The organism is Candidatus Palauibacter soopunensis (assembly GCF_947581735.1).
GTDB lineage: Bacteria > Gemmatimonadota > Gemmatimonadetes > Palauibacterales > Palauibacteraceae > Palauibacter > Palauibacter soopunensis.
Genome location: NZ_CANPVT010000029.1, coordinates 36,777 through 56,812 on the forward strand (window position 1 = coordinate 36,777; position 20,036 = coordinate 56,812).

Annotated in this window: 12 protein-coding genes and 1 tRNA gene; 10 read left to right on the plus strand and 3 right to left on the minus strand. The window is 69.1% G+C overall.

The features are described from left to right. Positions 1 to 2 precede the first annotated feature (2 nt). From RN901_RS09200 to RN901_RS09210, 3 genes are all read left to right on the plus strand, one after another. On the plus strand, positions 3 to 851 hold the full coding sequence (locus RN901_RS09200; RefSeq protein ID WP_310757978.1) for a carbohydrate-binding family 9-like protein: 849 nt from the start codon (positions 3 to 5) through the stop codon (positions 849 to 851). Then, a complete protein-coding gene (locus tag RN901_RS09205) occupies positions 848 to 1,948 on the plus strand; it encodes a hypothetical protein (protein WP_310757979.1) in 1,101 nt (366 codons plus the stop codon). Before RN901_RS09200 ends, RN901_RS09205 begins: the two co-directional genes overlap by 4 nt. Positions 1,949 to 2,074: 126 nt before the next feature. Further along, the gene (locus RN901_RS09210; protein ID WP_310757980.1) at positions 2,075 to 4,126 is read left to right on the plus strand and encodes a S9 family peptidase; all 2,052 of its coding nucleotides are present in this window, start codon (positions 2,075 to 2,077) and stop codon (positions 4,124 to 4,126) included. 12 nt (positions 4,127 to 4,138) lie between these two features. Here RN901_RS09210 and RN901_RS09215 read toward each other — a convergent pair whose 3' ends face one another. Further along, positions 4,139 to 6,415: a DUF5916 domain-containing protein gene (locus RN901_RS09215; protein ID WP_310757981.1), complete on the minus strand. Its 2,277-nt coding sequence runs from the start codon at positions 6,413 to 6,415 to the stop codon at positions 4,139 to 4,141. 134 nt (positions 6,416 to 6,549) lie between these two features. On the opposite strand from RN901_RS09215, the gene RN901_RS09220 reads away from it, so the two are divergent. Both RN901_RS09220 and RN901_RS09225 read left to right on the plus strand, forming a co-directional pair. Continuing rightward, complete coding sequence (locus RN901_RS09220) at positions 6,550 to 8,601, plus strand: bifunctional aldolase/short-chain dehydrogenase (RefSeq protein ID WP_310757982.1); 2,052 nt, start codon at positions 6,550 to 6,552, stop codon at positions 8,599 to 8,601. A gap of 22 nt (positions 8,602 to 8,623) precedes the next feature. Then, positions 8,624 to 9,823 (plus strand): serine hydrolase, encoded by a 1,200-nt coding sequence (locus RN901_RS09225; RefSeq protein WP_310757983.1) that lies wholly within the window; start codon positions 8,624 to 8,626, stop codon positions 9,821 to 9,823. Between the two features lie 28 nt (positions 9,824 to 9,851). On the opposite strand, the gene RN901_RS09230 is transcribed toward RN901_RS09225, so the two are convergent. Beyond that, positions 9,852 to 11,183, minus strand: a complete 1,332-nt coding sequence (locus tag RN901_RS09230; RefSeq protein WP_310757984.1) for an amidohydrolase — start codon at positions 11,181 to 11,183, stop codon at positions 9,852 to 9,854. Between the two features lie 50 nt (positions 11,184 to 11,233). Here RN901_RS09230 and RN901_RS09235 point away from each other — a divergent pair. Next, positions 11,234 to 11,307, plus strand: a tRNA-Arg gene (locus RN901_RS09235). Between the two features lie 26 nt (positions 11,308 to 11,333). On the opposite strand, the gene RN901_RS09240 is transcribed toward RN901_RS09235, so the two are convergent. Further along, positions 11,334 to 13,823, minus strand: coding sequence for a TonB-dependent receptor (locus RN901_RS09240; protein ID WP_310757985.1), 2,490 nt, complete (start codon positions 13,821 to 13,823; stop codon positions 11,334 to 11,336). Positions 13,824 to 13,960: 137 nt separating this feature from the next. Here RN901_RS09240 and RN901_RS09245 point away from each other — a divergent pair, with 137 nt between their 5' ends. The 4 genes from RN901_RS09245 (at position 13,961) to RN901_RS09260 (ending at position 20,036) form a co-directional block, all read left to right on the plus strand. Further along, positions 13,961 to 15,637 carry a DUF885 family protein gene (locus RN901_RS09245; protein WP_310757986.1) on the plus strand — a complete coding sequence of 559 codons (1,677 nt, stop codon included), beginning with the start codon at positions 13,961 to 13,963 and terminating at the stop codon, positions 15,635 to 15,637. Between the two features lie 39 nt (positions 15,638 to 15,676). Further along, on the plus strand, positions 15,677 to 16,378 hold the full coding sequence (locus tag RN901_RS09250) for an HAD hydrolase-like protein (protein ID WP_310757987.1): 702 nt from the start codon (positions 15,677 to 15,679) through the stop codon (positions 16,376 to 16,378). Then, positions 16,375 to 17,064, plus strand: a complete 690-nt coding sequence (locus RN901_RS09255) for a uracil-DNA glycosylase (RefSeq protein ID WP_310757988.1) — start codon at positions 16,375 to 16,377, stop codon at positions 17,062 to 17,064. The genes RN901_RS09250 and RN901_RS09255 overlap by 4 nt, the downstream gene beginning before the upstream one ends. A gap of 167 nt (positions 17,065 to 17,231) precedes the next feature. After that, positions 17,232 to 20,036, plus strand: a complete 2,805-nt coding sequence (locus RN901_RS09260; protein ID WP_310757989.1) for a prolyl oligopeptidase family serine peptidase — start codon at positions 17,232 to 17,234, stop codon at positions 20,034 to 20,036.

Consider the following 20,036-nt stretch of genomic DNA (forward strand, 5'->3'; position numbering starts at 1 on the left):
CGGTGCCGCCCGCCCATCTGTCGCTCGTTCTCCTGACCGCGTTCGCCGCGCCGGGGACTCCGGCGGTCGCGCCTTCGGCGGCCCAAATGCCGGCCGCAGTGCGCGAATACCACGCCCCGCCCGCCGTCTCCCCGCCCGCAATCGACGGATCGCTGGACGACGACGCCTGGCGCGCCGCGCCGTGGACGGAGCCCTTCGTCGACATTCGAGGCGAAGGCTGGCGCGATCCCCACCTCGGGACGCGCGCGAAGATCGTGTGGGATGAACGCTTCCTCTACGTGGGCGCCGAACTCGAGGAACCTCACCTCTGGGCGACGCTGGCCGACCGCGACGCGATCCTCTACCGGGAACACAACTTCGAGGTCTTCATCGACCCGGACGGCGACGGTCTCGCCTACTACGAACTCGAGATCAACGCGCTCGGGACCGAGTTCGATCTCTTCCTCGACAAGCCCTACCGGCAAAAAGGAAGGGCCGACATCGCCTGGGACATCGAAGGCCTGAGCACCGCGGTGCGTCTCGAGGGCACGCTGAACGATCCCTCCGACGAAGACACTGGCTGGTCGGTCGAGATCGCGATTCCCTTGTCGGCGCTGCGCCCCCCCGGCGCACCCGCGGACGCCGCGGTCCCGCCCCCGCGGCCCGGCGACGTGTGGCGCGTGAACTTCTCGCGCGTGGAGTGGCCGCTCGTGGTCGTGGACGGGCAGTACCGGAAGCGGCGCGAACCCGTGGACTGGAGCGACCATCCCGAAGACAACTGGGTCTGGTCGCCGCAGGGTGAGATCGACATGCACATGCCGGAGAAGTGGGGCGTGGTGCGCTTCGTCGCCGACAGGGAGGTCTCCCCGTGAGGCGCAGAGAGTTCGTCCGGGCCGCCGGCGGCGCCGCGGCGCTCGGAGCGGCGCTCCCCGCCTGCGCGTTCCCGCCGGAGCCGGAAGCGCCGTTCACGCTGTGGACGTGGGTGCACGGGAACCGCGACCGGGACGCCGCCGCCTGGCGCGAGCGGTTCGGCAGACTGCGCGAGGCCGGCTTCCACGCGGTCCTCGTGGGCGGCGGCGATGTCGATCTCGTCTCGGGAGCGGCCCGCGCGGAGGGACTCGAGTATCACCGCTGGTTCTGGACGATGAACCGCAACGGCGACGCCTGGGTGCAGGAGAACCACCCGGAGTGGTTCACGGTGAGCCGCAACCTGGAGAGTTCGCTCGATCACCCCCCCTACGTCGGGTACTACAAGTGGGTCTGCCCTTCGCGCAGCCCCGTGCGCGAATACCTGCGCGGACGCATCGCGGACCTCGCCGCCCACCCGGCCGTGGACGGCGTCCACCTCGACTACGTGCGCCACTGCGACGTCATCCTCCCCCGCGCGCTCTGGGAGACGTATGACCTCGTACAGGATGTCGAGCACCCGGAGTTCGACTTCTGCTACTGTGATGTCTGCCGTGAACAGTTTCTCGCCCTGGACGGGAGGGATCCGCTGGAGATACCCGACCCGCCCGCAGACGAGGCCTGGCGCCGCTTCCGGTGGGACTCCGTGACGGGCGCCGTGCGCGGACTCGTCGAGGCCGCCCACGAGCACGGGAAGCCCATCACCGCCGCCGTGTTCCCGACCCCTTCCATCGCCCGCACGCTGGTCCGCCAGGACTGGGACCGGTGGCCCCTCGACCGCTTCTTTCCGATGCTCTACCAGAGCTTCTATCTGGAGGAGATCCCCTGGATCGGCGACGGGGTGCGCGAGGGCATCGCGGCGCTCGAGGCGGCGGCCTCCACCGCGGGTGCGCGAGGCGCACGGCCGCTGAACGCCGGACTCTACCTGCCCGCGCTCGATCCCGCCGCGCTCGCGGAGGCGGTCGTGACCGCGCGGGAGGCGGGCGCGGCCGGCGTGTCGATGTTCGAGATGGACGGTCTAACGGACGAACACCTCGCCGCCCTCGTCGACGCCACGACGTAGCAGCCCGCGGCCGAGGCCCCGCTGCGTTCGGTGCCTTCGGAGTGCGGTCGGGCTCTTGTCACCCGGGGACGACTCTACCAACATCGATGTACCGCGACGGGCCACCGCCAACCGCAGGAGTCAGCCATGTCTCGCCGCATCCTCGGACTCGGAATCCTCGCCGTTCTCGTCTCCGCCGCTCCCCTCTCCGGCCAGCGCCGCGCCATGACGATCGTGGACCTGATCGACATCCCCGGTCTCGCCGATCCCCGGATATCGCCCGACGGATCGGAGGTGCTGTACGTGAGGACGGACACCGATTGGGAAGCCAACGGCACGGTCTCCCACATCTGGCGCGTCGCGATGGACGGCTCCCGCACGACGCGCATGACGAACGGCGAGGGCGGCGAATCGAGCCCGCGCTGGTCGCCCGACGGCTCGCGCATCGCCTTCGTCGCGAACCGGCACGACACGGAGCACAGCCAGGTGTTCGTGATGCCGACCCGCGGCGGCGAGGCCGGCGCCGTGAGCGAACACCCGACGCCCGTGGGTTCGATCTCGTGGTCCGGCGATGGCGCCTGGATCTACTTCATGGCGGTCGACGAGAAGTCGGAGGCCGAGAAGGCGCGCGAAGCGGTCAACGACAACGTGTTTCGCTATGAAGAGGACAAGCGCCCGACCGGACTGTGGCGCGTTTCGAGCGAAGGTGGCGCGGCGGAGCGCGTGACGGAGGCCGGCCTGATGGTCCGAGGGTACTCGACCTCGCGCGACGGTACGCTCCTCCTCGTGCAGTTGGCGCCGACCGCCCTCTACGACGACCTGCTCAACTCGGAACTGTGGGTGATGGGCCCGGACGGAACGGGCGCCCGCCGGATCACCGACAATCACGTGGGAGAGGTCGGCGCATCGCTCTCGCCGGACAACCGCCACGCGCTCTTCGTCGCGAACACGAACGACGAACTGAGCGACTTCTACTTCAACCAGCGCCTCTTCGTCGTCCCGACCGATGGCGGCGACCCGGTCTCCGTGGTGCCCGGCGGAAGCTTCGACGTGAACGCCGCCGTGTGGTCGCGCGACGGCCGCTCGATCTACTTCCGCGCCAATACGGGCGTTCGCCAGCAGATCTACTCCGTGCCCGCCGACGCCTCGGATGCGGCGCGCGCCGAAGCCGTCAGCGAAGGAGATCACTCGGTCGGCGCCTGGGACTACCACCCCTCATCCGGCACGCACCTCTATTCCGTCAGCAGCGCGACCAACGCGGGGGACCTGTGGGTGTCGGCCGGGTCCGGGCCACTGCAGGTCACGCACCTCTTCGACTACCTCGCCGAAGAGTTCCTCCTGCCACGCATCGAAGCCGTGCAGTACGCCGGCGAGGACGGCGTCGAGGTGGAAGGTCTCATCTTCTATCCCATCGACTATCGGGAGGGCGAGCGGTACCCGCTCGTCGTGCAGACGCATGGCGGCCCGCCGTCTTCCGACAAGTTCCGCTTCGCGCGCTCGAGCAACTATGAGACCGTGCTCGCCGCCCGCGGATGGTTCGTCTTCAAGCCCAACTATCGCGGGTCCACCGGGTACGGAGACGACTTCCTGCGCAACATGATCGGCAACTACTTCGACCAGGCCCACAAGGACGTGATGGCCGGCGTGGACTATCTCGTCGACCGCGGACTCGTGGACGGCGACCGCATGGCCAAGATGGGCTGGAGCGCCGGCGGCCACATGACGAACAAGATCATCACGTACACGGACCGCTTCAAAGCCGCGTCCTCGGGCGCGGGGGCCGTGAACTGGATGTCGATGTACGCGCAATCCGACGTCCGCATCTACCGCACACCGTGGTTCGGCGGCACGCCCTGGTCCGAGGACGCCCCGATCGAACAGTACATGGCGGACTCGCCGCTCTTCGATCTCCACAGGGTCGTGACGCCGACCCTAGTCCTCGTCGGGGAGAACGACGAGCGCGTGCCGATGCCGCAGTCCGTCGAACTGTACCAGGGACTGAAGCACAACGGCGTCCCGACCCATCTCTACGTGGCGCCCGAGCAGGGACACGGCTGGGTCGAACTGCAGCAGCGCCTGTTCAAGGCGAACGTCGAACTGGACTGGTACTACCGCTGGGTCCTGGACGAGGAGTACGAGTGGGAAACCTCCCCCGTCCACCCGGACAGGAAAGCGGCCGTCACCACCGCCGGCGGGTAGCCCCGGGGCGGCTCAGAAGGAGAGCATGCGGGTCAGCTTGAGCGTCAGGCTGCGGCCGGGTGGAGTGCCGTCGCCGGTTGTGATCCGCTGTTCGTTCCAGACCAGGTAGAGGTCGCTCAGCGGTGCGTGGATGAGGTTGAAGCGCACGTTCGAGTTGAAGACGTCGTACGCCGGGTCGTACTGGATCAGCGCGTCGACGAACATGTCCGGATTGAAGGAATAGTTCGTCCGCACCGTCCACAGCGTCCGCACGAAGCTCGCGTCCGGGAGGTCCAGCGTCGCGTCCGTCCGCGACATCCCGACCGAGGCCCGAAAGTGGTACGACGGCTTGAAGTTCATCGTCAGCGAGAGCGACTTCTGCGTCCCGCTCCACAGCTCCCCCAGCGTGCCCCGCCAGCGGAACGAGAACATGCGGCTCGCGTCCGTCCCTCCCGTCAGCGACCACGGGGCCCAGCTGTAGGATCCCGGCGGGATGGGATCGATGCGGCGGTCGAGCCGGAACGGCCGGTCGATGCGCTCGAACGTGGGGTCCACCTGGATCTGGACGTTCCCCCCGTTGTTCATGAAGAACGTGATGCCCGTGTGCAGCCACTTGGCGAGCATCCGGTTATCCAGGTCGTCGTAGTAGTTCCAGACGATGTGCGGGTGGACCTCCCGCACTCCGAGGCGGCGCATGAACCGGAAGCGGGGCCGGATGCCCCAGTCGATGAAGTACTTCCGAAACCCCGTCCGGCGGAGGAAGCCGAGGTCGTTACGGAAGTCCGGCGACATCTCCATGAAGCCGAACTTGATGTGATGGAAGTTGCCCTCGCGGTTCAGCGACGTGCGGACCGTGTAGCCGCCCCGATCCCTCGTCGTCGGGAACAGGGTCCCATCCTCCGCCGCCGGGCCCCGGGCATCCGAGGCGAGATAGTAGACGCTGAGGTCGACCTCTCCCGGGAAGCGGATGTATGTATCCGCGCCGTAGACGCGATTGAAGTCGTCACGGCCTCCGTCGGTCGCGCGGCGGAACATGAACAGCCCGCCGACGTCCGATGATCGGAACAGGTTCCGGCGTGCCCGGAAGACGCCCCAGTCGCTGCCGGCCGTCCCGTCGACGTCGCCCGTCCGCATCGTCATCGCGCCGACCTGGAAGCCGGCCGCGTTGCCCGTGACCCGCGCACCGCCGTGAATGGGCTGCGTCCTCCCGTCCTCCGTGAGTCCGATGCGCCGGCTGAAGAAGGGAAGGAGGTCCTCGTCGTAGCGGGGCTGGAGGTTGGTGCGCGTGTTCCGCGCCGCGTCGCCGACGTAGAAGAGTCCCGAATTTTCGAGGAAGAACTCCCGTTTCTCCGGGAAGAAGAGGCTGAACTGGGTGAGGTTCACGCGCTGCTCGTCCGCCTCCACCTGCGCGAAGTCCGGGTTCACCGTGAGGTCGAGCGCCAGCCCGCGCGTCATCCCCCACTTGAGGTCGAGACCGCCCTGCAGTTCCCGGTCGAACGCGGCGCGTCCCGTGCCGCGGACGGTGTTGGCGAGCGCGTAGGGCGTGAAGCGCAGATCGCGTCCCGCGCTGCGGGTGCCCGGCAGGCCGGTGAGGGTGCCGGCGAGCGAGAGGCGGGTGAGTGCGTAGGCTCGCGGCACCGGAGACCAGAAAGCGATCTCGTTGTTGCGCCGGATGCGGCGGCTGAAGTTGATCCCCCACACGTCCCCCGCGGAGGCGGAGCGAATCGACCGGAAGGGGATCTCCATCTCCACGGTCCAGCCTTCCTCGTCCCGGCGGGTCTCCACGCGCCAGATGGCGTCCCAGCTCGCGTTGACCTCGCGGCCTTCGTTCGCGATCTGCCGGTCGGCGCGGGCCCCGGCGGCGTTCGTCATGAACACGTAGCCGTTCCGCCGGTCGTGAAAGGTGTCGAGGATGACGGCGAACACGTCCTGCGCGCGCTCGTCGAAGTCCTTGCGGATGTCGTTGACGACGATCCTGTCGGGCCGCGCGTCGTGCAGGCGGGCGGCCACGTACAGGTTGCCATCGCCGTACGCGACCCAGACGTGCGTGTGCTGGGTCGCGGGGAGACCCTCGTCCGGCTCGGCCTGGATGAAGCCGGTGGCCGGCTCCGCCCGCCACGCGGGCTCGTCGAGAATCCCGTCCAGCCGAATGGGGGTCGTGACGGTCCGCGCGACCAGCGTGGGGCGGGGCAGGGACGCCACGCCGGCTTCCGCCTCCAACCCGGCCGGCGGCGCCTGCGCCGCGGCGGGGAGAGCCGTGAGCGGCGCGGCGAGCACGACTGCGACGAGGGCGCTTCGGGGCCAGATCATCGGATCTCCGGCGAACCACCCGGCTCGGCGCCGGGACCGCACCATCCTACGCTGCTGGACGAGTTCCGGGGAGGTCCGTACCGTCTCTGGCGGTGACGGCGGCGGTGGAGTCTTTCGATGACGGGGAGCATGAGATGAAGAGCGCGTGGAACGACGGCGAGGCTGGGGAGCTCGTCGAGCGGTACGCCGCCGAAGGCGTGGGAGAGGATCTCGCGCTGAGGGTCTACACGACGCGGCTCCTCGGGTCCGAACCGCGACTCGTGCTGCACGGGGGCGGGAACACCTCGGTCAAGTCCGTGGCACGCGACGTCACCGGGGCGGAACTCGACGTGCTGTACGTGAAGGGGAGCGGGTGGGACATGGGGACGATCGAGCCGCCCGGCCTCCCCGCGGTGCAACTTGATCCGCTGTTGGGGTTGGCGGAGATCGACGCCCTGTCCGACGAGGACATGGTGAACCTGCAGCGCCGCAATCTGCTCGACTCGAAGGCGCCGAACCCTTCGGTGGAGACGCTCCTGCACGCGTGGGTGCCACGGACGTTCATCGACCACACGCACGCCAATGCCGCGCTCGTTCTCACCGACCAGCCGGATGGGGAGGAGATCTGCCGCGACGTTTACGGCGACCGCGCCGCGATCGTCCCCTACATCATGCCCGGCTTCGACCTGGCGAAGGCCGCGAAAGCGGCGGCGGACGCCCACCCGGAGGCGGAGGGACTCGTCCTCCTCAAGCATGGGCTGTTCACCTTCGGGGACACGGCGCACGAGGCGTACGAACTCATGATCGAGTTCGTCAGCCTCGCCGAGACGCGCATCGAACGCGGGCGCAGGACCGTGTTCGCCGTCCCGAAGTCTCGCGCGGTCGCTTCCGCGAGCGAGATCGCGCCCGCCATCCGCGGCATGCTGGCGAACCGGCGGGAGGGCGACGGCGCGGAGTTCGAGCGCTTCATCCTCGAACACCGGGCCAGCCCGGCCATTCTCGCCTACGTCGGCGGCGACGAACTGTCGCGCTACAGTCAGGTGGGCACGGTCACGCCCGACCACGCGATCCGCACGAAACCGCTGCCCGTCGTGCTCCCCGCGCCACCCGCCGGCGACCTCACCGCCTGGAACGGAAAGGCGCGAGCCGCGGTGGATGCCTACCGGGAGGCCTACACGGCGTATTTCGGGCGCCACAACCCGCGCTACGGCGGGGCGAAGCGCATGCTCGACCCGAGTCCGCGCGTGGTCCTCGTGCCGGGTGTGGGGCTGTTCGCCAGCGGCCGCGACGCGCGGGCCGCGGCGGCCGCGGCCGACCTCGCCGAGACCACGGTCGACGTCATCGCGGATGCGGAGAGCATGGACCGCTTCGAGAGCATCACCGAGGCGGAGCTCTTCGACATCGAATACTGGTCGCTCGAACAGGCGAAGCTGGCCGGCGCGAAGGAGAAGACGCTGGCCCGTCACGTCGTGGTCGTCACGGGCGGCGCGGGCGCGATCGGCCGGGCCACGGCCGCCGCGTTCCGGGCCGCCGGCGCCGAGGTCGCCCTCTTCGACCTCCCGGGCCCCTCGCTCGACGCCGCCGGCGGGGCCGGAGCGGGGCTCGCCGTCCCATGCGACGTGACGGACGACGCGTCCGTCGACCGCGCATTCGACACCGTCGCCGCCCGCTTCGGAGGCGTCGACATCCTCGTCTCGAACGCCGGGGCGGCCTGGCGCGGTCCCATGGCGGACGTGACGGACGACGTGCTGCGGGAGAGCTTCGAGCTGAACTTCTTCGCCCACCAGCGCGTCACGCGCGCGGCCGTGCGCACGATGCGTGCCCAGGGGACGGGCGGCTGCCTCCTCTTCAACGTCTCGAAGCAGGCCGTCAACCCGGGCCCGGACTTCGGCCCCTACGGATTGCCGAAGGCGGCGACTCTCGGACTCGTGCGCCAGTACGCCATCGAACACGGGTGGGAGGGCATCCGGTCGAACGGGGTGAACGCCGACCGCATCCGCAGCGGCGTGCTCACCGAAGAGATGATCTCGGCGCGCTCGGAGGCGCGTGGAGTGAGCGAAGATGCCTACATGCGCGGCAACCTTCTCGGCCGCGAGGTCCGGGCCGATGATGTCGCCCGGGCATTCGTCTCGCTGGCACTCGCGCGCGCGACGACCGGCGCGATCCTCACCGTGGATGGCGGCAACGTCGCCGCCGCCCTCCGCTGACACCGAACGCAAGGGCCCGCGAATGAAACTGACCGGCCGAGTGGTCCCGCTTGCGACGTACTTTGTCCTCGCCGCCTGTGCGCCACCGGCGGAGCGGCCCGGCTGGCCAAGCGAGACGTGGCCCGTTTCGACGGCGGAGGCCGAGGGCGTCGATCCGGCCGCGATCGATTCGCTGATCGCCGACATCGATGCCGGACGGTACGGTCTCATCGACCAGTTTCTCCTCATCCGCAACGGGCGCGTGATCGCGGACCGCCGCTTGGACCATGGCGCGCGGTACGCCGAACTCCTCACCGCGCAGGAGGACACGGCGGACCATCAGTACAACTACGATCACCCGTCGTGGCACCCGTACTACCGGGACACCGACCTGCACTCGCTCCAGTCCGTGACCAAGAGCGTGACCTCGGCCGCGTTCGGGATCGCCCTGGACGAAGGCCACATCCCGGCTGTCGAAGCGCCGGCCTGGCCGTACCTCGAGGCGTATGGCGTCGACCTCGGCGATCCGCGGCGTGCCGCCGCCTCGCTGGAGGACTTCCTCACCATGCGGAGCGGCATCGACTGGGCGGTGCCCGGCCAGACGTACGACGACGGCACCCACCCCACCGTCGTACTGGAGGCGAGCGACGCGTGGATCGACTACGTCGTGGGACGTCCCGTGGGGACGGACCCGGGCACCCGTTTCGACTACAACGACGGCGTGAGCGTCCTGCTGGGGAAGATCGTGCGCGAAACCACGGGACAGCGTCTGGATGCCTGGGCCGAGGAACGCCTCTTCCGTCCCATCGGGATCGATGAGTACTACTGGAAGCTCACCCCCGACGGCGAAGTCGACAGCGAGGGCGGCCTCTACCTCTCCACCCACGACCTCGCCCGCGTCGGATACCTCATGCTTCGCGGCGGGGAGTGGGACGGCCGGCAGGTCGTCTCCCGGCAATGGGTCGAGACCTCGACCTCACCGGTCGTGCCCGACGTGGCCCCCGACAACGACCGGCCCGACACCGGTTACGGATACCAGTGGTGGGTGCCGGTGCACGAGAACGGGGAGACGCGGGTGTTCGCGGGGAACGGATACGGCGGGCAATTCCTCCACGTCGTACCCGAACATGACCTCATCTCCGTCTTCAACGGCTGGACGCTCCACGAGCAGCCCGAACTCTTCAGCTGGACCGCGCTGCAGGATCGCATCCTCCCCGCCGTGCGCCCGAATAACGACCCTTGAACCTGGTGTTCTCCGTCTGAGTCTCGCCTCAGGCCCGGTCTAGCGCCGCCGCGTGCCGATCGATCACTGAGGCCAGGTCGGTCATGTCGGCGAGGACGGCCGCCTCGTCGATCGTCTCCAGCCCGCGGTCGCGCATCACCCAGCGGCCGTCGACCATCACCGAGCGGATGTCGTCGCGGCCCACCGTGTAGACGAGATGCCCGTACACGTCGTACATCGGCGTCAGGTGCGGGCGGTCGAGGTCGATGAGGATGAGGTCGGCCCGGTAGCCTTCCGCGAGCCGTCCCACGCGGTCTCCCAATCCCAGCGCCTCCGCCCCGATGGTCGTCGCCATGCGGACGATGTCGCGCGCGGGCGTGAGCACCGGATCCATGTGCGCCCCCCGCTGCAGCAACCCGGCGAAACGCATCGCCGTCCACATGTCGAGGTCGTTCGAACTCACCGGGCCGTCCGTGCCGAGGGCCACGGGAATGTCCTCCTCCAGCATGCGCGCGACCGGCGCGATGCCGGAGCCGAGTTTGAGGTTGGAGAGCGGGTTGTGCAGGACCGCCGCCCCCGCGCGACGGATGCGGGCGAAGTCGTCGTCCGACAGGTGAACGCAGTGCGCAAGCACCGTACGCTCGTCGAGGATGCCAAGTTCGTGGAAGTGCGCGGCCGGCGTCCGCCCGAAGCGTTCGACGGTTTGCCGCACCTCCGTCGCCGTCTCCGAGCAGTGCGTGTGGAAGAGAGCCCCGGCCCGGTCGGCGAGATCGCGCGCCGCCCGGAGCCCCTCCGGCGACACCGTGAGCTGGTTGTGCGGCTGCACGCACGGCGTGACGAGCGGCTCCTGCGCGTAGCGCTCCAGCCAGCGTTCGCCCGTGGCGACCCGTTCCTCGACGGAGACTCCGTCCGGCCCATCGAAATCGAAGAAGATCGGGCCGGTCACGAGCCGAAAGCCCGCCCCGACCGCCGCGTCGGCGGCCGCTTCCGGGAACCAGAACATGTCGAGCGCGCACGTCGTCCCGCTCCGGATCATCTCCACGATCGACAGCCGCGCCCCCAGTTCGACGCTCTCGCGGCTGACGAACTCGCGCTCGGAAATCCAGAGACGCTCCAGCCACGCTTCGAGCGGCAACTCCTCCACCAGGCCGCGGAAGAGGGAATCGCCCAGGTGCGTATGTGCGTTCACGAGCCCGGGCATGAGGAGGCGCCCGGTCGCGTCGATGGTTTCGGCGGCCTCGCAGCCCTCGAGCTCCTCCCGGGTCCCGACGGCGACGATCTCGCCGTCTCGAACCGCGACGGCGCCCGTATCGAGAATCCGTTCCTCGGCGCCCATCGTGACGACGAGCGGGCCGAGGATGAGTGTGTCTGCAGGTTCCATGGGACGGCAATCTTGGCCGCCCTCCGCCCCCCCCGCTAGTTTGCCGGCACGGCCCCGTAGCTCAGGCGGATAGAGCGCGGGATTCCTAATCCCGAGGCCGCTGGTTCGAGTCCAGCCGGGGTCATTCTCCCTGCGCCCGCCCGGTCGTGCTCAGTTCCCGGCCAGGTTCACCCGCACGTACCAGATGCGTCCCGCCACGCCGTAGGGCGACTCCGAGGGGTACTCCATCGTCCAGAGTTGCGCCACGGCGTCATCCGGGAGCCGGTTCGGCAGGCGGTCGAACAGGTTGTTGGCCCCGACGCCCACCCGGATGCGGTCGCCCACCCGGAAGCTGACCTCCAGGTCGGCGATGGCCGCCGCGTCGATCGTGACATTCTCCTCGAAGATGAACGGGGTCGTGACGGAGCCGATGTGGTTCAAGCCGAATCGCGCCCCGAGACCCTGCGCGAGACGGACATCGGCGCTGACGCCGATCCGGCTTCCGGGCTGGGCATCCTCGATCAGGGTCCGCTGGGTGTCTCCGATGAAGTCTTCGTTGCGGTTGGCGGTGATCTTCGTGCTGTTCCGGTGCAGGCTGGCCGACAGGTCCGCGGCCCCCCAGTCCATGCCGCGGAAGCGCCAGGTCGCCGCCACGTCGAATCCCTGCGTGCGTGTGTCGATCGCGTTGGTCCAGAACGCCACGGCGTCCACCGGTCGACCCTGGAACTGCGCGCCGGGCCGCAGCCCCTGGCTGGGGTCGAGGCTCCGGGTCAGGGCGATCGCGTCGCTGACCGCGACGCGGTAGTAGTCCGCCGTCACCAGCAGCCCGGCGTCGTTGGAATACACGAGTCCGCCCGTAAAGCTGAGCGATGTCTCGTGGCCCAGCGAACAGGCGCCGAAGTCGGAGCACGCGATCGGATCGCCCTCGGGCAGGAAGCCGGCGCTCACCAGACCCTCGCTGCCGCCCACGAAACCGATGGTGTTGAAGCCCCGCTGCGGGAGTCGCGGTGCCCGAAAACCGGTGGAAACCGCGGCGCGGAGCGCGGCGCCGGATTCGCCGAGCTCCACGCGGCCGGCCAGCTTGCCGGTCAGCGAACTTCCGGCGTCGGTGTAGTGCTCGAAACGGAGGGCGCCACCCAGCGTGCGCCCGCTCGGCGAGCGCAACTCCATGTCCGCGTACGCTCCGACGCTGTTGCGATCCTGTTCGCTCAGCCTGGCGGAAGTCGGGCTGTAGCCGGGATAGCCCTGTATCCCGCAGCTTGCGTAGACCGTCCCATCGTTCTGGTGATGGGCCGCCGGAAAGCTGCCGGGCGTATCGCTCGGTCCACACGCCCACGAGGCGCGGTCGCCGGCTTCCATCCAGTACGAATCCCTCCGGAACGCTCCGCCGACCGCCAGAAACGCCGGGGTCGCACCCACCTCGATCTCCCGCGTCGCGTCGGCGTTCAGCGTCCACTGTCTGACGTTGAGCCCGCCACTGAACGTGTTCCGCGGTCCGGCGTTGGCCGCGATGGAGGCTCCGTCGGCCCCGGGATTCCCGGCGAGGAACTCGGCCGCGTAGGACGGGTTGATCGAATTCTCGGCGCCGAAGGCGAACCGGCCGTGTCCGAACCCGAGGCTTAGATCTCCCGACCACTCGCCCATGTCGCCGCGCAGTCCCGCCACGGCGGACTTGTCCATGAGGTCCGATTCCTCGACGGGGAAGAAGCCATCCGGATAGACGTAGCTGACCGAGCGAGGCACCCAGTCCGCCTTGCGGTACAGGCCGTCGGAGACCGCCTCGCGCCCGGAGTATCCTCCGAAGGCATAGAACTCGGCCGATTCGCCGACGGGGACCGCGGCATTGGCCATGAACGCGGCGCCTCTGTAGTCGGGTTCCCCGTTTCGTTGCAGCTGGATGACCTTCCCGCCATCCGCACAGGGGCCGTAGGACGGATCGGGACCGAAACAGGTGGGGGCCATGCCCGCCCGGTTCGTGACCTCCTGCCGCGCGACCTCCATCGTGATGTTGAAGAAGCCGTCTCCGAGCGGAACTCCGGCGTTGGCCGAAGTGAACAGCCTCATTCCGTCACCGCGCGATGTTCGACCGAGGAAGGTGGCTGCGCTGACCCCGCTCGCGTCGTCCTTGAGCACGATGTTGATCACGCCGGCGATGGCATCCGAACCATATTGCGACGCGGCACCTTCGCGCAGGACTTCGATCCGTTTGATGGCGTGGACCGGAATGGCACGCAAATCCGTGCCCGTCGTCCCCTGCCCAGCCGCCGCGAGCACCTTCGCGAATGCGACGCCGTGCCGCCGCTTGCCGTTGACCAGGACGAGCACCTGGTCGCCGTTCATGCCGCGCAACGTGGCGACGTGGAGCGCTGCGCCATCGCCAGCGGACAACCGTGTGGAATTGAAGGAGGGCGCGATGCGGCCGAGCACCTCCGCAAGGTCGATCTCTCCCATGCGCGCGATTTCCTCGGCGCCGTAGATGTCCACGGGAACGGGAAGCGTGGCCGGGTCCGCGACACCGGCCCGCGACCCCACCACGACATCGAGTTCCGGGATCACGACGACCGTGTCCGGCGGTTCCTGGGCCGAGGCCGAGCCGGCCGAGGCAAGGATGGCGAGGACCGCCGGCGCGAGGCACGAAGTCGAAGTTCTCGTGATCATCATTCCATCGTCTCCATCGTCGGAGCACCCTGCAGCACGCGGCGCCTGGACACCCCCTGTAGCTCGCGGATGTCCCAAACGCCACACTAGGTATCATTATGCGTCAAACGATCCGCGGGTTACACCCTCCAGGAGGCACCATGGCTCGCAGCCGACTCCGTCCATCCTTCATCCTCACGGGAATCGCGGTTCTCGCCCTCGTCTTCCTTCTCGTGCAAGTCGCGCCGGATCCGGAGGATTCGGTCGCAATGGCGGGTCCCGGCTCGCACACCGAACTCGTCGCGTTGTTCGACGAGTGGCGGGCCTTCGAGCGCCCCGAGTTCATGGACGGCGTGCCCGACTACTCGGCGGCGGCGATGGCGCGCCAGCAGCAGGAACTCCCGCAGTGGCAGGCGCGGCTGGGCAGCGGCGCCCCGGAGGGCTGGTCCGTGCCGGAACAGATCGACTGGCACTTGGTCCGCGCCGAGATGAACGGGCTCGACTTCGATCACCGCGTGCGCCGCCCCTGGGCGCGCGACCCCGCCTTCTACGTGACGATCTTCGCGGCGGAGAGCGACGTGCCGGCCCACGAGGGGCCGGTCATCCACGGCTGGATCGACCTCTGGACGTACGACTATCCGCTCTCGGAGGCGGATGCCGCCGAACTCGCGGGTCGCATCGGCGCGATCCCGGCGCTCCTGGAGCAGGCGCGCGATAACGTCGCGAACTCGAACGCGCGCGACCTCTGGCTTGCCGGCCCCCGGGCCTTTCGGGGCCAGGTGCGGGACCTCGACGACCTTGCGGCGGAGGTGGCCGGGACGAGCGCCGCGCTCGACGGGTCCATCGCCGACGCGCGCGCCGCCTCGGAGGCGTTCATCGCGTGGCTGGAGGAGGAGGCGCCCTCCCGCACCGGACCCTCGGGCGTGGGACGGGAGAACTACACGTGGTACATGCAGAACGTGCATCTCGTCCCGTATTCGTGGGAGGAACAGGTCACGATCATGCGGCGGGAACTCGCGCGCGCCCACGCCTCGATGCGGCTCGAGGAAAACCGCAACCGGTACTTGCCCGAACTCGAGCGCATCGGCTCGGCCGAGGAATACGACCGGAGGCTGAACGAGTCCGTCGACCGCTACATGCGCTTCCTCGAAGAGGAGGAGGTACAGACGACCGCGGAGTGGATGGAGCCGGCCCTGCGCGCCGTGAACGGGAGCTTCACCCCCGCCGAATCCGGCGAGATCCGGAACTTCTTCTCCGAGGTGAACTACCGCGATCCGGACTCCTTCCGGCCGCACATGCACCACTGGATCGAACTGGCGCAAATGCGTGTCGACCCGCACGCGAGCCCGATCCGGGCCACGCCGTCCCTCTACAACATCTTCGACTCCCGGTCGGAGGGACTCGCCACGGGCGTGGAGGAGATGTTCATGCACCTCGGGCTGCTCGAAGGCTCGCCCCGGTCGCGCGAACTCACCTGGATCATGCTGGCGCAGCGGGCGGCGCGGGCGCTGAGCGGCCTCTACCTGCACGGCGACGTGTTCGACATGGAGGAGGCGGTGGCGCACGCGATGAAATGGACGCCGCGTGGGTGGCTGCCGGACGGCGCCCTCGTGCGCGGCGAGCAGAGCCTCTACCTGCGGCAGCCGGGGTACGGGACGAGCTACGTGACCGGGAAGATCCAGATCGAGGAACTGCTTTCGGAGTACGCCATCGAGGAGGGCGGAGAGTTCAGCGTGAAGCGGTTCTTCGATGCCTTCTACGACATCGGGGTCATTCCCATCGTCCTCACCCGCTGGGAAATGATCGGAGAGAAGGATCCCATCCTGGGGGCGAACTGACGCCGCCGATGGCGCGGGACGCCCGCTGAGGGCGCTCCGATGAAGGCGACCTGGATGCAGACGGCGCGGCGGCTCATCCCGCGGCTCGCGGGACTCTCGCGAGAGATCCGGCCGACGCTCCATCTCGATTCGGTGAAGAGCCTGAGCGTCGGGCGCCTGCGCGACCTGGGCGTCGAGGCCGTCCTGTGGGACGTGGATGGGACGCTGATGGCGCACCACGCGGGGCGGGTGGACCCCGCGCTCGCGGCCCGGTTCGAGGATCTGCTCCAGGCGCCCGGGCTGCGGCACGCGATCGTCTCCAACTGCCAGGAGGCGCGCTTCGCCGAGTTGGGGCAGATCTTCCCCGCGATCCCGGTCATGCTCGGATACGAGACCGGGGCGGGGGCGGCATTCCGGGTCCGCCGCGGACCGCGCGAGTCGTGGCGCGGCCCCGGCGCGGCAGCGGCTTCGTCCGCTGGCGACGGGACCCCCGGAGCCTTGCGACCGATCCGCAAGCCGAGCCGCCGGCTCGTGCGGGCCGCGCTCGAGGAGCTGGGCGTCGCGGACCGCCCGGCGGCGGCGCTGATGGTGGGAGATCAGTACTTCACGGACATCGCGTCGGCGAACCTGGCCGGCGTCCGCTCCGTGAAGGTGCCCACGCTGCACCGGGCCAGCTTCCCGGCCCCGGTCCGCTGGTCGCAGCGGCTCGAGGCGGCGCTCTACCGGCTGAAGTACGGCCGTCCGCGGCCGGGCGGCGCTTGACGGATCCGGCCCTCGCCGCGATCGAGCGGGAGGTCACGGCCTGCCGGAAGTGTCCGCGGCTCGTCGCGTGGCGCGAGCAGGTGGCGCGGGAACGCCGGGCCGCCTTCCGCGACGACACGTACTGGGGTCGTCCGGTGCCGGGCTTCGGCGATCCGGCCGCGCGCCTCCTCATCGTCGGACTCGCCCCGGCCGCGCACGGTGCCAACCGGACCGGGCGCATGTTCACCGGCGACCGGTCGGGCGACTGGCTCTACCGCGCCCTGCACCGCGCCGGGTTCGCCTCGCAGCCCGACTCGACCGGCCGGCACGATGGGCTGGTGCTCCGGGGTGCCTGGGTGACCGCCGCCGTGCGCTGCGCCCCGCCCGGAAACAAGCCGACCGCCGGGGAGCGCGAACGGTGCCGGGGCTACCTCGAACGCGAACTGGACTTCTTCGCCGATGCGCCCATCATCGTCGCGCTGGGCGGGTTCTCGTTCTCCGCGCTACTGAGGACCTTCCGCGAACGCGGCGAAGCGGTCCCGCGGCCGGCGCCCCGATTCGGCCACGGGGTCGAAGTCGAGATCGGGCGCCGCCTGCTGATCGGGTCCTATCACCCGAGCCAGCAGAACACCTTCACGGGCACGCTCACCGAGCCCATGTTCGACGCCATCTGGACACGCGCGGCCGAACTCGTCACGCAGCCTTGATGTCCGTGAGCTCGGCAACCGACCTTCGCCGCCGCTTCCCGGGTTCCGATTGGCCGCATACCCTTGCCCGGGACCGCCGTTTCCGGTGCATGTTGCGGGGTCGCGGATCCCCGCCCGCCCGCCGGACGCTCCGCGGGGGCGGCGCCCGCAAATCAGGAGATCTGGAGATGAGGAACATTCCCCTAGGCATCACGATCATCTTTGCCGTCGCGCTCGGTGCCGCTGCCGGCCTGGTGCCGGGCGGGGCGGCCGCGCAGGACAAACCGACGCTCGGCGCGGACGACTACGACCGGTGGGAGAGCCTGGGGCAGGCATCGCTTTCGCCGGATGGACTCTGGCTCGCCGTCGTCGTCCGTCGCGTGGACGAGACTTCGGAGCTTCGCGTCCACCGGACGGACTCCGACTCCGTCGTCATCGTCGCGGAAGGCTCGCGCCCCGAGTTCAGCGCGGACGGAAACTGGCTCGCGCACGCCATCGGCGTCTCCCCGGACGAGCGGGAACGGCTCGGCGAGAGGGGGGATCCCGTCCGCAACGGCGTCGGTCTCCTCGACCTGCGGACGGGCGAACGGGAGGAGACCGAGGCGATGCAGTCGTTCTCCTTCTCCGATGACGGAAGATACCTGGCGCTTCGCCGCTACGGCCCCGAAGAGAGCGAGAGCGACGGCGCCGACGTCCTGGTTCGGGATCTGACCGGGGGCGGGTCGATGAGCTTCGGCAACGTTGCGGAATTCGCCTGGCAGGAGGACGGGAGCCTGCTGGCCATGACCGTCGACGCCGAGGATCGGATCGGTAACGGAGTCCGGCTCTACGACCCGGATTCGGGTCGCATCCGGTCGCTCGACGCGGACGAGGCGACGTACCGCGAGCTGTCGTGGCGCGATGATGCCCCTGACCTCGCCGTCCTCAAGACGTTCGAAGACGAGCTGCACGAGGACACCGCCCATGTGGCGCTGGCGTGGCGCGATCTGGACTCCGGCAGCCCCCGGGCGTTCGCGCTCGACCCGCGGGAGCCCTCGGAACTCCCCGGGGGCACCCGGATCGTCGAACACCGGGTCCCCTCCTGGTCCGACGACGGTTCCACCATCTTCCTCGGTCTCCAGGAGCGGATCCCGGTCGAGACCGCGGCCGAAGACGCGGAAGGGGAGGGCGAAGGGGAAGACGGCGAGGCGGCCGAAGACGAAAACGGACCCGAACGCGACGATGACGAGAGCCCCGGCGTCGAGGTCTGGCATTCGCTCGATGTCGATCCGATCCCCCAGCAGCGCGTGCGCGAGGACCGACTGCGACGGGAACACGATCTCGGCGCCTGGAATCTGGCCGACGGCGGTTTCCTCCTCCTGGGAGGCGACCACGCGGACCAGGTCGAGATCGCGCAGGGCGGACGCCACGTGCTGGCCCGCGACGAGACGCCGTACGACGTCGACGCGATGTTCCGCCAGCAGTTCCACGACCTCTACGCCGTCGATGCACGAACGGGGCGCCGCGAACTGGTTCGGGAGCGGATCAATGTGGGGGGCGGTTCCAGCCCCGGCGGACGCTACGTGGCCTGGTTCGAAGGAGAGGACTACTGGACCCACGACTTGACCACCGGCGAGACCCGCAACGTGACGTCCGGGCTCGACGGGACGTTCGTGGACCTCGACCGGACGCCGACCCGCGAGCAGATGCCGCCATTCGGGTTCGTCGGCTGGCTGGACGACGACGCGGCGCTGCTCGTGAACGACCGCTTCGACGTGTGGGAGGTGAACCCGGATGGGTCGGGCGGGAGGCGGCTCACGAATGGGACGGAGGGCTCGGTCCGGCACCGGGTGGTGCGGGTCGACCGGGACGCCGACGCCTTCGCGCCGGATGAACCTCTCTACTACTCGACGTACGCCGAATGGACCAAGAAGGCCGGGTTCTCCCGGGCCCGCCGAGGAGAGACGCCGGAGCCGCTGATCTGGGCGGACGCCAGCTTCGCGGGCGGCCTGCTCAAGGCGGAGGATGCCGACGTGTACGCCTTCCGCCGCGAACGGTTCGACGACTCGCCCGACTACTTCGTCGCGGGACCGGACCTGGACGAAGCGCGGCAGGTCACCCGCACGAACCCCTTCCAGGAGGACTATGCCTGGGGCCGCACGCAACTCATCGACTATGAAAACGAATGGGGACGCCCTCTCCAGGGCGCGCTCGTCTATCCGGCCGACTATGATCCGGATCGGACGTATCCCATGATCGTGTACCACTACGAACTGCTCTCACAGAGTCTCCACCGGTACGTCGTTCCGGATCCGACGCGCTACTACAACATCCAGATCTGGAGCCAGGAAGGATATTTCGTCTTCCAGCCGGACATCGTCTATCGCGACCGGCGGCCGGGGCAGTCGAACGTGGAGACGCTGCGCCCGGCGGTGGCGGCGGCGGTAGAGACCGGGATGATCGACGCCGACCGCGTCGGACTCATCGGCCATTCGTGGGGCGGATATCAGACGACGTTCTTCGTCACCCAGGACGATCTCTTCGCGGCCGCAGTGGCGGGCGCGCCGCTCACGAATCTGATGAGCATGTACCTCTCCTTCTACTGGAACTCCGGGGGGACCGACGCCCGCATCTTCGAGATCAGCCAGGGCCGCATGCAGGTGCCGTGGTGGGAGGACTGGGACTCCTACTTCAACAACTCTCCGCTCCATCACATTCAGAATCTCAATACGCCCCTCCTCATGGAGTTCGGGACGGAGGACGGCGCCGTGGAGTTCAACCAGGGCGTCGAGTTCTACAACGCGGCCCGGCGCGCGGGGAAACACATGGTGATGCTCGTCTACGAGGGGGAGAACCACGGGCTCGCGCGGGAGCCGAACCAGCGCGACTACCAGAGCCGTATCCTCCAGTGGTTCGCGCACTATCTGAAGGGGGAGCCGGCCCCGGAATGGATCACCACCGGCGTCCCCTGGCTGGAGCAGAAGGACGGCCTCAAGAAGAAGAAAGTGAGCTGA